General features: G+C 68.1%; 13 protein-coding genes. 11 read left to right on the top strand and 2 right to left on the bottom strand.

Going from position 1 to position 13,292, the window contains the following annotated elements; genetic code table 11:
* Positions 1–38: 38 nt before the first annotated feature.
* The 4 genes from rplQ (at position 39) to EV148_RS05845 (ending at position 3,746) form a co-directional block, all read left to right on the top strand.
* Positions 39–428, top strand: a complete 390-nt coding sequence (gene rplQ / locus EV148_RS05860) for a 50S ribosomal protein L17 (RefSeq protein WP_131994906.1) — start codon at positions 39–41, stop codon at positions 426–428.
* Positions 425–1,711, top strand: coding sequence for a Dol-P-Glc:Glc(2)Man(9)GlcNAc(2)-PP-Dol alpha-1,2-glucosyltransferase (locus EV148_RS05855; RefSeq protein ID WP_158287343.1), 1,287 nt, complete (start codon positions 425–427; stop codon positions 1,709–1,711). Before rplQ ends, EV148_RS05855 begins: the two co-directional genes overlap by 4 nt.
* A 45-nt stretch (positions 1,712–1,756) precedes the next feature.
* A complete protein-coding gene (locus EV148_RS05850; RefSeq protein ID WP_131994900.1) occupies positions 1,757–2,275 on the top strand; it encodes a disulfide bond formation protein B in 519 nt (172 codons plus the stop codon).
* An 82-nt stretch (positions 2,276–2,357) separates the two neighbouring features.
* Positions 2,358–3,746, top strand: a complete 1,389-nt coding sequence (locus EV148_RS05845; protein ID WP_131994897.1) for a class II 3-deoxy-7-phosphoheptulonate synthase — start codon at positions 2,358–2,360, stop codon at positions 3,744–3,746.
* Positions 3,747–3,830: 84 nt separating this feature from the next.
* Here the strand turns inward: EV148_RS05845 and typA are convergent, their stop codons facing one another.
* Positions 3,831–5,663 (bottom strand): translational GTPase TypA, encoded by a 1,833-nt coding sequence (gene typA / locus EV148_RS05840; RefSeq protein ID WP_131994894.1) that lies wholly within the window; start codon positions 5,661–5,663, stop codon positions 3,831–3,833.
* 169 nt (positions 5,664–5,832) lie between these two features.
* Between typA and EV148_RS05835 the strand changes: the two genes are divergently transcribed.
* From EV148_RS05835 to EV148_RS05820, 4 genes are all read left to right on the top strand, one after another.
* Complete coding sequence (locus EV148_RS05835; protein WP_131994891.1) at positions 5,833–6,360, top strand: peptidylprolyl isomerase; 528 nt, start codon at positions 5,833–5,835, stop codon at positions 6,358–6,360.
* A gap of 130 nt (positions 6,361–6,490) precedes the next feature.
* Positions 6,491–7,195: a GNAT family N-acetyltransferase gene (locus EV148_RS05830; RefSeq protein ID WP_199222721.1), complete on the top strand. Its 705-nt coding sequence runs from the start codon at positions 6,491–6,493 to the stop codon at positions 7,193–7,195.
* A 76-nt stretch (positions 7,196–7,271) separates the two neighbouring features.
* Positions 7,272–7,748, top strand: a complete 477-nt coding sequence (locus EV148_RS05825; RefSeq protein WP_131994888.1) for a GNAT family N-acetyltransferase — start codon at positions 7,272–7,274, stop codon at positions 7,746–7,748.
* Between the two features lie 7 nt (positions 7,749–7,755).
* Entirely contained in the window at positions 7,756–8,184 is a 429-nt protein-coding gene (locus EV148_RS05820) for a hypothetical protein (protein WP_206750688.1), read from the top strand.
* Positions 8,185–8,351: 167 nt separating this feature from the next.
* On the opposite strand, the gene EV148_RS05815 is transcribed toward EV148_RS05820, so the two are convergent.
* Positions 8,352–8,618 (bottom strand): GlsB/YeaQ/YmgE family stress response membrane protein, encoded by a 267-nt coding sequence (locus EV148_RS05815; protein ID WP_131994882.1) that lies wholly within the window; start codon positions 8,616–8,618, stop codon positions 8,352–8,354.
* A 180-nt stretch (positions 8,619–8,798) separates the two neighbouring features.
* On the opposite strand from EV148_RS05815, the gene EV148_RS05810 reads away from it, so the two are divergent.
* The 3 genes from EV148_RS05810 to EV148_RS05800 all read left to right on the top strand — a co-directional run bounded on the left by EV148_RS05810 (position 8,799) and on the right by EV148_RS05800 (position 13,270).
* Positions 8,799–9,995: an aminotransferase class I/II-fold pyridoxal phosphate-dependent enzyme gene (locus tag EV148_RS05810; RefSeq protein WP_131994879.1), complete on the top strand. Its 1,197-nt coding sequence runs from the start codon at positions 8,799–8,801 to the stop codon at positions 9,993–9,995.
* Between the two features lie 60 nt (positions 9,996–10,055).
* Entirely contained in the window at positions 10,056–11,042 is a 987-nt protein-coding gene (locus EV148_RS05805; RefSeq protein WP_131994876.1) for a malate dehydrogenase, read from the top strand.
* A gap of 158 nt (positions 11,043–11,200) precedes the next feature.
* On the top strand, positions 11,201–13,270 hold the full coding sequence (locus EV148_RS05800) for a S46 family peptidase (protein WP_131994873.1): 2,070 nt from the start codon (positions 11,201–11,203) through the stop codon (positions 13,268–13,270).
* The last annotated feature ends 22 nt before the right edge of the window (positions 13,271–13,292 follow it).

Below are 13,292 nucleotides of genomic sequence, written 5' to 3'. Positions count from 1 at the left end.
CCGGCGTCCCATAACAATCGAAACGAGAGGATTCTTCCATGCGCCACCAGAAGGCCGGTCGCAAGTTCAACCGCACGAGCAGCCATCGCGAAGCGATGTTCAAGAACATGGCTGCGTCGCTGTTCAAGCACGAGCTCATCCGCACCACCCTGCCGAAGGCGAAGGAGCTGCGCCGCGTCGCCGAGCCGCTCATCACGCTCGCAAAGACCGACGGCGTGGCCAACCGCCGCCTCGCGTTCGCGCGCCTGCGCGACAAGGAAGCGGTCGGCAAGCTGTTCGTCGAACTCGGCCCGCGTTACCGCGAGCGCAAGGGCGGCTACCTTCGCCTGCTGAAGTGCGGCTTCCGCGCCGGCGACAACGCGCCGATGGCGTACGTCGAACTGGTCGATCGTCCGCGTTCCGACGCGGGCAACGAGTCGGCGGATTGACGCCGCAGTCGCCAACCAGCGAAAAGCCCCGGCCTGTCCGGGGTTTTTCGTTTCTGGAACGCGCATCTTCGCCGCCGGGCGCGTGGGCGTTCGGGCTGCTGCTCGGCGCCCTCTACGTCGCCGGGATCGTCGCGCTGCGCCTGCGCGCGCCGTTCACCGACGAGATCGACCACTTCACCCAGATCACGCAGTTCCTGCGTGGCACGAATCGAATCCTGACGGAACTCACGACGATTCCGGGTTACCACGCGCTGGTGGCGGCGATCATGCGCGCGTGCGGCGCGGATTCGCTCGATGCCGCGCGCCTCGCCAATGCCGGCTTCGGCCTGTTCGCCGTCGCGGGCTTCCATGCGCTGCGCCGGCGTGCGTGGCCGGGCACCGAGACGCTCGCGACCGCGCAAGTGCTCGTGCTGCCGATCCTCGTGCCGTTGCTGTTCCTCGTCTATACCGACGTGCTCGCGCTGGCGCTGCTGTTGTGGGCGGCATGGGCGAGCGTGTCGCGCAGGCACGTGCTCGCGGCACTGTTCGCGACCGCGCTCGTCGGCGTGCGCCAGCACGAAGTCGTCTGGACCGGGCTGCTGGTGCTGCTCGCTCTCGGCGATGACGCGGGTCGCCTGCGCAGCGAGCCGCGCCGCTTGCTCGCCTCGCTCTGGCCGTATGCGGTGCCGGTTGCCGTATTCGTCGCGTTCTGGGCCTGGAACGGATCGATCTCGCTGTCGCGCACGCAGGCCGCGTTGCATCCCGACGCGACGCTGCACGCGGGCAATCCGCTGTTCGCGTTGCTCGTCGCGGGGCTGGTGCTGCCGCTGCAGGTGCTGCAGGGGCTCGTGGCGTGCATTGCGGCCTTGCGCCGGCGACGTCGCAACTGGCTGCTCGCGGCGGTCCCCGTGTTCGTCGCGTGCGGGTTCTGGTTCGGCTTCCACGCCGATCATCCGTACAACAGCGCCTACCCGTCGTACTACGTGCACAACCACCTGCCGTTGCTCATCGAACAACGGCAACTCGCACGCGCGCTCGCGGCACTCGTGGCCGCCGCGGCGGCCTGTGCGCTCGCGACGTTCCGCCTGCGGCCGGCCGGGGCGTACGGGCTGTTCCCGGTCGGGCTGCTGTTCCTCGCCGCCTCGTGGCTGGTGGAATTGCGCTATGCGCTGGTGCCGCTCGTGTTCTGGCTCGCGTTCCGCGAACACCGCTCGCGCGCGGTCGAGTATGCGACCTGGGCACTTTGGCTCGCGCTTGCGGTCTGCATGTACCTCGGCACGCTGACGCTACGGCTTTTCCTGTAGCGCGGCCGTGACGCTAGAATTTTCCGCCTCGACCCCGGAGCACGCATGAACCCCAATCCGTTCGCCTGGTCCTTCCGTTCGCAGTTCGCGCTCGGTGCGTTGATCTGCTTCGGCCTGGTCGCCTACGCGTACTTCATCCTCGAACGCCAGCAGGGCATCGTGCCGTGCCCGAAATGCATGTTCCAGCGTGGCGCCTTCGTCGGCATGGGCGTGTTCTTCCTCGCCGGCGCGCTGCACGATCCGGGCGCGCTGGGGCGGCGCGTGTACGCCGCGCTCGTCGCGCTGTTCGCGCTCGTCGGCGGCGTGATCGCGGTGCAACACCTGTGGATGCAGCTCAACCCGCCCGACCCGCTCATGGGCGGCTGCGGCATGGACTTCTACACGCTGTTCGACAACCGCTTCCCGCTTTCCCAGGCGATCCGCAAGGCCTTCATGGCGAGCGGCGACTGCAGCGAAAGCAGCTGGCGCCTGCTCGGCATCACGATGCCCGGCTGGACCCTGATCAGCTACGTGCTGCTCGGCACGGGCGCACTCTGGGCCGGATTCCGCCGGCGGATCGCCTAGCCGCCGATACGCCGCCGTCTGTATGACGGCGCCGAAGGCTGTGGCATGATCGTTTTCCGCATTGCAGCAAACGACGATCGCCATGGCCGCTCCGGAACGCATTGCATCGCTCAGCACCGCTCCCGCCGAATGGTCGCCGTCGTCGTGGCAGGCCTGCCCGCAGGCGCAGCAGCCCGCGTACGCGGACGCGACCGAACTCGAGCGCGCGCTCGCCCAGCTGTCGCAGCTGCCGCCGCTGGTCACGTCGTGGGAAATCCTCTCGCTCAAGCGGCTGCTCGCCGAAGCGGCGGCCGGCGAGCGCTTCCTGCTGCAGGGCGGTGATTGCGCGGAGAGCTTCGACGACTGCAGTTCGCCGCTGATCTCCAACCGGCTCAAGGTCATGTTGCAGATGAGCCTCGTGCTCGTGCACGGTCTCAAGCTGCCGGTCGTGCGCGTCGGCCGCTTCGCCGGCCAGTACGCCAAGCCGCGCTCGGCGGACAGCGAGACGCGCGACGGCGTCACGCTGCCGAGCTACCGCGGCGACCTCGTCAACGCGGCCGCCTTCACCGCGGAGGCGCGACGCGCGGACCCGCAGCGCCTCATCCGTGGCCATGCGCGTTCGGCGATGACGATGAATTTCGTGCGCGCGCTCGTCGACGGCGGTTTCGCCGACCTGCACCACCCCGAGTACTGGGACCTCGGCTGGGTCAAGCACTCGCCGTTGCAGGACGAATACCGCGCGATGGTCGAGTCGATCGGCAATTCGCTGCGCTTCATGGAAACGCTCGCCGGCGAGCCGCTCGGCAGTTTCCAGCGCGTGGACTTCTACACGTCGCATGAAGCGCTGGTGCTGCACTACGAGCAGGCGCTCACGCGCCAGGTGCCGCGCCAGGCGGGCTGGTTCAACCTGTCGACGCACTTCCCGTGGATCGGCATGCGCACCGCGGCGATCGACGGCGCGCACGTCGAGTACTTCCGCGGCATCCGCAACCCGATCGCGGTCAAGATCGGCCCGTCGGTGACGCCGGACCAGCTGCGCCGACTCGCCGACGTGCTCGACCCCGAGCGCGAGCCCGGGCGCCTCACGCTGATCCACCGCATGGGGGCGACCAGGATCGGCGACGCATTGCCACCGCTGCTGGCCGCGATGAAGGCGAGCGGGCGCACGCCGCTGTGGGTGTGCGATCCGATGCACGGCAATACCGAGACGGTCGGCAATGGCGTCAAGACGCGCCGCTTCGAGAACATCCGCGGCGAGCTCGACAGCGCCTTCGACGTGCATGCCGCGGCGGGTACGCGCCTGGGCGGCGTGCACCTCGAGCTCACCGGCGAGAATGTCACCGAATGCATGGGAGGCGCGCGCGACCTCACCGAGACCGATCTCGCGCGCGCGTACAAGTCGCAGGTCGACCCGCGCCTCAACTACGAACAATCGCTCGAGCTGGCGATGCTGATCGTGCGCAAGCGCGGCGCGTTGCAGGCGAGTCGCTGATCCTCGCGCGGCGATCGAATCGCCGCCGCCGCATTTGCCGGCGCGCCTCGTGCGAGGCGCGCGGTGCGGCACCCGTGCGGACCGTCAGGCCGCCTGGCGCGAGGCGCGCTTGCGGTCGTTCTCGGTGAGGTGCTTCTTGCGCAGGCGGATCGCCTTCGGCGTGACCTCGACGAGTTCGTCGTCCTCGATGAACTCGAGCGCCTGCTCGAGCGACATGCGGATCGGCGGCGTCAGCTGCACGTTGTCGTCCTTGCCGGCGGCACGGATGTTGGTGAGCTGCTTCGCGCGCAGCGCATTGACCGTGAGGTCGTTGTCCTTGGCGTGGATGCCGACGAGCTGGCCCTCGTAGATCTCGTCGCCTTCGCTCACCAGCAGGCGGCCACGTTCCTGCAGGCCGACCAGCGCGTAGGCCGGCGCCGGCCCCTGGCCATTCGAGATCATCACGCCGTTCGGGCGCTTGGCGATCGCGCCTTCCGCCTTCGGGCCGTAGTGGTCGAACACGTGGAACAGCAGGCCGGTGCCCGCGGTGATCGTGCGGAACTCGGTCTGGAAGCCGATCAGGCCACGCGCCGGGATCATGTACTCGAGGCGCACGCGGCCCTTGCCGTCGGGCTCCATGTTGACGAGCTGGCCGCGGCGCATGCCGAGGCGCTCCATCACGCCGCCCTGGTACTGCTCCTCGAGGTCGCACACGAGCTGTTCGATCGGCTCGCTCGGCACGCCGTCGATGTCCTTGATGATGACTTCCGGGCGCGACACGGCGAGCTCATAGCCCTCGCGACGCATCGTCTCGATCAGCACCGACAGGTGCAGTTCGCCGCGGCCGGACACCTTGAACTTGTCCGGGTCGTCGGTTTCCTCGACCCTGAGCGCGACGTTGTGCAGGGTTTCGCGCAGCAGGCGGTCGCGCAGCTGGCGCGAGGTGAGGAACTTGCCGCCGCTGTGGTCGCGATTGCCCGCGAACGGCGAGTTGTTGACCTGGAACGTCATGCTGATCGTCGGCTCGTCGACGGTCAGCACCGGCAGCTGCTCGGGTGCTTCCGGCGCGCAGATCGTGTCGGAGATGCCGAGTGCCTCGATGCCGTTGACCGCGATGATGTCGCCGGCTTCCGCTTCGGCGACTTCGCGCCGCTCGAGGCCCATGAAGCCGAGCACCTGCAGCACCTTGGCGTTGCGGCGCTTGCCCTCGCGGTCGATGATCGTGACCGGCATGTTGGTGCGCACCTTGCCGCGCTGCACGCGGCCGATGCCGATCAGGCCGACGTAGTTGTTGTAGTCGAGCTGGCTGATGCGCATCTGGAACGGGCCGTCGAGGTCGACCTGCGGCGGCGACACGTGCTGCATGATCGCCTCGTAGAGCGGCGTCATGTCGCCCGAGCGCGCTTCCGGGTCGAGGCTCGCGTAGCCGTGCAGCGCCGAGGCGTAGACCACCGGGAAGTCGAGCTGCTCATTGGTCGCGCCGAGGCGGTCGAACAGGTCGAAGGTCTGGTTGAGCACCCAGTCGGGGCGCGCGCCAGGGCGGTCGATCTTGTTGATCACGACGATCGGGCGGAAACCCATCTGGAACGCCTTCTGCGTGACGAAGCGCGTCTGCGGCATCGGCCCGTCCATCGCATCGACGAGGATCAGCACGGTGTCCACCATCGACAACACGCGCTCGACCTCGCCGCCGAAGTCGGCGTGTCCCGGCGTGTCGACGATGTTGATGCGGTTGCCCTGCCAGGTGATCGCGGTGTTCTTCGACAGGATCGTGATGCCACGCTCCTTTTCCTGGTCGTTCGAGTCCATCACGCGCTCGGCGAGCACGGTGCGTTCGCTGAACGTGCCGGACTGCTTGAGCAGGCAGTCGACGAGGGTGGTCTTGCCGTGGTCGACGTGGGCGACGATCGCGATGTTGCGGAGGTTTTCGATGGACATCGGGGCGGGGGCCTGCGGCCGTCGGTGCGGCCGGTCTGGGGTGGGAGGGCGGCGAAGCCGCAAAGTCAGCCGGATAGTATAGCGGGAATTCGCGGGCGCTGCCGGGCCGGCCGGGAATCCCGCGCGCGGATCGGTTAGGCTGCGCGTCCCACGAACCCGGAGCACCCCGATGTCCCTCCCCGAGCTGACCGCCGAAATCGCCACCGCGCACGGCACGATCCACCTGCACCTGTTCGCCGACCAGGTCCCGATGACGGTCGCGAGCTTCGCCAACCTCGCGCGCCGCGGCTTCTACGACGGCAAGACGTTCCACCGCGTGATCCCGGACTTCATGATCCAGGGCGGTTGCCCGCAGGGCAGTGGCACGGGCGGACCGGGCTACCAGTTCGACGACGAGATCGTGCCGGCGCTCAAGCATGACCGCCCGGGCATCCTGTCGATGGCCAACGCCGGCTCGCGCATGGGCCGCGGCACCAACGGCAGCCAGTTCTTCATCACCCACGTGCCGACCCCGTGGCTCGACGGCAAGCACAGCGTGTTCGGCAGCGTCGTCGGTCCGGCGGACCAGGCGATCGTCGACAGGATCAAGGGCGGCGACCGCATCGAGTCGATCACGATCCAGGGCGACACCGCGCCCCTGTTCGCCCAGGAAAAGGCCCACCTCGATGCGTGGAACGCGGTGCTCGACCGCGCCTGAGGCTCCGCGCCGGCAGGAGCAAGTCCCGGCCTGCCGATCCGGCGCATGCGCCGGATCGGCCGAACGCCGCCTGGGTGGCACGACGGCATCACCGATCCGCGCGATCGCTCGCAGCCGTCGCCTTCGCCGCATGCGCATTGCGGAACCCGTGCGGCAGCCGAACCGCAGCCGGCTGCCGGCGCGCAAACAAGGCTCGGAACACGAAGCACGCCCGGCACACGAAGAAAGCAAATCGGGCAAATTTTCGTCCTGTGTGCCTCGTGTGCTCCGTGTTCAAATCGGCGAACGCCGGCTTCGATCATCTGGTCGCGAGGTGCGGATGGAAGTACGTGACGCGCTGGGTGAGGACCTGCTCCCGCTCGCTCGCCTGTGGCACCACGGGTGGACCGATGCGCATGCGGACATCCTGCCCGTGGCACTGGCACGGCTCAGGACCGCGGAGAGCTTCGTGGAACGCCTGCGCCCCGCGATGGAGTCGGTGAGGACCGTCGGCGAACCCGGCGCGCCGCTCGGCTTCCACTGGATCAAGGGTGACGAGCTTTACCAGATCTACGTTGCCGCCGAGGCTCGTGGCCAAGGCGTGGCGCAGGCCTTGATGGCCGATGCCGAGGCACGCTTCCTCGCCAGGGGAATCGCCCGGCCCTGGCTTGCCTGCGCGATCGGCAACGAGCGTGCGGCCCGCTTCTATCGCAAGGCCGGTTGGACGATGACCGGCGTGGAGTGCGTGCCTGCCGACACGGCCGAAGGTCCTTTCCCGCTCGACGTCTGGCGGTTCGAGCGCGCGCTCGGCGTCGATACCGCCTCGGGCGGGGCGCGCGGAATGTCACCGGCTTGATCACCGGCCCCTTCGATGTCCCCGTGTTCCGGATTGGATGCGCAGGCTCGAACCGCCACGGACCAGTCGATATCCGATGAATGCTCCCGCCATCCGTCCCGAAGACGTGGAATATCGTTTTCCCGATATTGAACCGAGCGAAGTCGCTGCGTTGTTGCTGCCCGTTTGCAGCGAGATCTTTCCCGGGTTCGACCCGACCTACCTCGACCGGCTGAAAAACGTGGCCGACCCGCTATTGCTGTTCGCCTCGCATCGGGACGAGGTGATCGGGTTCAAGCTCGGCTACCGCCGCGGTGCCCATCTCTTCTACAGTTGGCTGGGTGGCGTACGCCCGGTAGCGCGCCGGACGGGCGTGGCCGCCGCGTTGATGCGCCTGCAGCACGAGCGTGTTGCGAAACTCGGCTATCCGTTCATCGAGACCCGTGCGCGTGCCGCCAACAATCCGATGATCGTGCTCAACCTGCGCAGCGGCTTCCAGATCGTCGGCTTCGAGGTCGACGCCCGCGCGATTCCGGTCGTCATCCTGCGTCGTGCGCTCGAGCCGCCCACGTGAAACGGGCATGGGCGCCATGAAGCGATTCCACGGTGGCAGGCAAGCGGCCCTTCCGCCGCAGCCGGTGCTGGCAAATCTCCGGAAGATCTGCGCTGGCCTTCCGGAAAGCTGCGAGGAGAACGCGTGGGTCGGCGTTCGCTGGCGCGTGCGCCAGAAAACCTTCGCGCATGTCCTGATGCTGGATGAAGGATGGCCGCCCGCTTACGCCGAAGCCTCCGGTCTGCAGGGGCCGGCCTGCCTCATCACGTTCCGGACGGTGGAGAAGGCGTTCCAGCCGGAACGCTTCAACGCGCCGCCGTTCTTCCGGCCGAAGTGGTTTCCCGACATCATGGGGCTGGAGCTCGATGATCCGATCGACTGGGCAGACGTGAGCGAGCTCGTGCGCCGGAGCTACCTGCATCTTGCGCCGCGCAAACTGGCCGCGATGGCCTGCTAGCGCCCGACGAAGTCTCGGTCCGGACGCCCGGCGGCCAAGCCCCGCGTCACGTCGGTGACGCCGGCTTGGGCTCCGCGACGAAAAAAATGCCACCAGCGGAGGCTGATGGCGATTCGACACTTCGCTGGAAGGGCCTCGCGCGGCCCTCTCGTTGCCTGCCCTGTTCGTCAGGCAGGGCGGTTGCGACGGAACAGGCGGTAGATGATCAACAGGATGATCGCGCCGATCACGCCGCCGATGAAGCCGGACGGTTCGATCGTGCCGCTGACCGCGGATTTGAAGCCGAGCGTCTGGGCGAGGAAGCCGCCGACGAACATGCCGGCGACGCCGAGCAGGCCGGTGACGAAGAAGCCGCCCGGATCCTTCCCGGGCATGAGGAACTTCGCGACGATGCCGACGAGCAGGCCGACGATGAACATCCACAGGTAGTGCATGGCAACTCCTCCTGGCGGCGAAAGGCCGCTGGCACTCTAGCGCATGCGCCCGAGGCATGGCTTGTTGCGACGCGTCGCCCGCACGGGCATCGCCACGCCGGCCGGGCCGGACGCGACGCTGTGCTAGAATTTTGGGCTGTCCGGCTCCATTTCGAGCCCCGTCTCCTGCCGAGGAATCGCATGCCGACTCTCGCTGCGCGCATGAGCCGCGCCAAGCCCAGTGCCATCATGGCGGTCGCCGAAAAGGCCAAGCAACTCAAGGCCGAAGGTCGCGACATCGTCAGTTTCTCGATCGGCGTGCCGAACTTCCTGCCCGGTGAGCACGTGTATGCCGCGGTCCGCGACGCGCTCGCCAAGGACAGCGGCCAGTACGGTTCCAACCGCGGTGCCGATGCGCTGCTGGATGCCTTCCTGCACCACCTCGAGGGCACCGGCCTCGGCGGTTACACGCGCAAGAACGTCGCCGCCGGCATCGGGGCCAAGCACGTGCTCTACAACCTCGCCGAGGCCCTGCTCGATCCGGGCGACACGATCGCGTTCGCGGTGCCGTACTGGACCACCTACGTCGACATCGCCGAGATCGTCGACGCGAAGATGCGCCTGATGCCGTGCCCGGCCAGCCAGAACTACAAGCTGACGCCGGCCCAGCTCGATGCCGCGTTGCCGGGCGTGAAGGTGTTCCTGTTCAACAACCCGAACAACCCGACCGGCATGGTCTACACCAAGGACGAGATCGCCGCGCTCGCCGACGTGCTGGTGAAGCATCCGGACGTGTGGATCGTCTGCGACGACATCTACAACCGCATGGTGTTCGACGGCATCGGCTACCACAACTTCGTCAATGCGCGGCCGGAACTGCGCGAGCGCACGATCCACGTCGACTCGATCTCCAAGACGTACGGCATGCCGGGCTGGCGCGTCGGCTTCATCGCCGCCCCGGAAAAGGTCGCGCAGGCGTTCGTCACGCTCAATTCCAACCACATCACCAACGTGCCCGAGATCGTCACCGCGGCCGCGGTCGCCGCGCTCGCCGGTCCGCAGGACGTGCCGACGCAGAAGTGCGCCGAGTTCCAGGCCAAGCGCGACCAGGTGCTCGCGGCCATGAACGCGATCCCGGGCGTGGTCTGCCCGCGTCCGCAGGGCGCGTTCTACGTGTTCCCCGACATCTCCTGCGCGTTCGGCAAGCGCCACGGCGAGCGCACGATCGCCAACGACGTGGACCTCTGCGACGCGCTGCTCGAGGTCAAGGGCGTCGCCTGCGTACCGGGCTCCGCGTTCGGCGAGCCGAACGCGCTGCGCATCTCCTACACCTGCCCGACGGCGCAGCTGCCGGAAGGGCTGAAGCGGTTCCGCGAGTTCTTCGCCGAACTGAAGTGAGTGCACGCGGCGCCGCGAGCGCCGCGCGCCGATCCCGTTCAACGTTCACTGGAGCACCCCATGAAGACCCCCGTCCGTGTTGCCGTCACCGGCGCCGCCGGCCAGATCGGCTACGCCCTGCTGTTCCGCATCGCCGCCGGCGACATGCTCGGCCCTGACCAGCCGGTGATCCTGCACCTGCTCGAGATCACGCCGGCGCTGCCCGCGCTGCAGGGCGTGGTGATGGAACTGAACGACTGCGCGTTCCCGACGCTCGCCGGCGTGGTCGCCACCGATGACGTCAACGTCGCGTTCAAGGACGTCGACTACGCGCTGCTCGTCGGCGCGCGCCCGCGCGGCCCGGGCATGGAGCGCAAGGACCTGCTCGAGGCGAACGGTGCGATCTTCGCGCCGCAGGGCAAGGCGCTCAACGACCACGCCAAGCGCGACGTCAAGGTGCTGGTGGTCGGCAATCCGGCCAACACGAATGCGCTGATCGCACAGCAGAACGCGCCGGACCTCGACCCGAACTGCTTCACCGCCATGGTGCGCCTTGACCACAACCGTGCGCTGTCGCAGCTCGCCGAGAAGACCGGTGCGCACACGACCGACATCAAGCGCATGACGATCTGGGGCAACCACAGCTCGACGCAGTACCCGGACATCCATCACGCGACGATCAAGGGCAGGCCGGCGATCGATGCGGTCGACGGCGCCTGGTACAAGGACACGTTCATCCCGACCGTGCAGCAGCGTGGCGCGGCGATCATCAAGGCGCGCGGCGCATCGTCGGCGGCGTCGGCCGCATCGGCGGCGATCGACCACATGCGCGACTGGGCGCGTGGCACGGCGGACGGCGACTGGGTCTCGATGGGCATCCCGTCCGACGGTTCCTACGGCATCCGGCCCGGCGTGATCTACGGTTACCCGGTCACGATCAAGGACGGCAGGTTCACGATCGTGCAGGGCCTCGAGATCGGCACGTTCTCGCGCGAGCGCATGGACGCGACCGACAAGGAACTGCGCGAGGAGCGCGCCGGCGTCGAGCATCTGTTCGCCCAGCGCTGATCCACGAGGGCGCCGCCCGCTCGGGCAGCGCCCGTGTTTTCCTGCCGTGTCGCGGCGCGGCCCGGCGGTTCGTTTCGACGGCCGGTTGCCCCACGAAGCGACCGTGACGTGCCCTCAGCGCGCGCCTTCCGGCGCGGGCTCGAACCGAAGGAGTGGTCATGTACAAGCTCGCAGTCGGCATCTTCCTCGCGTTCGCGACCGGTTCGGCCGCGCTCGCCGGCGAAGGCATGTGGACGCCGGACAACCTGCCGACGGCGCAACTGCAGGCGAAGTACGGCTTCACGCCGACCGCCGAATGGACCGCGCATGCGCAGCACGCGGCGCTGCGCCTCGCCGGCGGCTGTTCGGGCTCGTTCGTCTCGCCCAAAGGCCTCGTGCTGACCAACCACCACTGCGTCAATTCGTGCGTGCAGCAGTTGTCGACCGCCGACCGGGACTTCATCAAGTCCGGCTTCCTCGCCAGGGAGGAAAAGGACGAGATCAAGTGCCCCGAGATCGAGCTCAACCGACTCGACACGATCACCGACGTGACCGCGCGCGTGAAGAAGGCGACCGCCGGCAGGAGCGGACAGGCGTTCAGCAAGGCCGACAAGGCGATCAAGTCCGAGATCGAGAAGGAATGCGTCGCCCAGGACAGCGCCGGCACGCGCTGCGACGTGGTCGACCTCTACCACGGCGGCGTCTACGCCCTCTACAAGTACCACCGCTACCAGGACGTGCGCCTCGTGTTCGCGCCCGAGTTCGAGATGGCGTTCTTCGGCGGTGATCCGGACAACTTCAACTTCCCGCGTTACGACCTCGACGTGGGCATGCTGCGCGCGTGGGAAAACGACAAGCCGGCCGTGGTCGCCGACTATTTCCCGTTCTCGAAGGACGGCGCCGCCGAAGGCGAGATGGTCGTCACGATCGGCAATCCCGGCGGCACCGATCGCCAGCTCACGATCGCCGAGCTCGAATCGGCGCGCGACCTCGACCTCGTGCCGCGCCTGTTCCTGCTCGCCGAGCAACGCGGCCTGATCACGCAGTTCCGCAGCGAATCGCCCGAACACTGGCGTATCGGCCAGCACGACCTGTTCAGCGTGGAGAACGCGTTCAAGGCACTGCGCGGGCGCCTGCTCGCGCTGCAGGATCCGGCCGTCTTCGCGCTCAAGCGCAAGCAGGAAGCCGAGCTGCGCGCGTTCGTCGACGCCGACCCCGCGCGGAAGGCGAAGTACGGCGGCGCGTGGGAGGCGATCGCCGGGGCGATGGATGCGTATCGCTCGATCGCAACGCGCTACAAGTACCTCGAAGCGCGCCGCGGCTTCTTCTCCGAATACTACGCGCACGCGCGTACGCTGGTGCGTGGCACGCTCGAGCGCGGCAAGCCTAACGCGGAGCGCCTGCGCGAGTACACCGACTCGAAGCTGCCCAGCGTGACGCAGCACCTGCTGTCGAGTGCGCCGGTCTACCCTGACTACGAGCAGGTGACGCTCGGCTGGTCGCTCGCCAAGCTGCGCGAGGCGCTCGGCACGGACGATGCCCTCGTGCGCAAGATCCTCGGCAACGAGGCGCCCGACGCGGTCGCCCGTCGCCTCGTCGCCGGCACGCGGCTCGGCGACCCGGCCGTCCGCAAGGCGCTCTGGGACGGCGGCGCCGAAGCCGTGGCGAAGTCGGACGATCCGTTCATCGTGCTCGCGCGCACCGTCGACCCCGAGGCGCGCGCGATCCGCGCGCGCTACGAGAACGACGTCGAGGCGGTCGTCGACAAGAATTCGGAACTCATTGCCGGCGCGCGTTTCGAGAAATACGGCGCGAGCGTTTATCCCGACGCGACCTTCACCCAGCGCTTCTCGTTCGGTGAGGTGCGCGGCTGGGACGAGAACGGCACGGCGGTGCCGCCGTTCACCGACATCGCCGGCACGTTCGCCCATGCGACCGGTTCCTATCCGTTCGCGCTGCCGGCATCGTGGCTCGCCGCGAAGGACCGCCTCGACCTGCGCAAGCGCATGAACCTCGTGACGACCAACGACATCATCGGCGGCAACTCGGGCAGCCCGCTCGTCAATGCCCGCGGCGAGATCGTCGGCCTCGTGTTCGACGGCAACATCCATTCCCTCGGCGGCAACTACTGGTACGACGAGCGGCTCAACCGCACCGTGTCCGTGCACAGCAGCGCGATCCTCGAAGCGCTCGGCAAGGTCTACGGCGCGGAGCGCCTCGTGCGCGAACTCGAGTCCGCTCGGTACTGATCCGCCGGGCAGCCGGCCGGGG

The organism is Dokdonella fugitiva, assembly GCF_004342425.1.
In the GTDB taxonomy this organism is placed as follows: Bacteria; Pseudomonadota; Gammaproteobacteria; order Xanthomonadales; family Rhodanobacteraceae; genus Dokdonella_A; species Dokdonella_A fugitiva.
The sequence above is the reverse complement of the archived record's forward strand: the minus strand, read 5'-3'. Positions and strand labels throughout refer to the sequence as shown.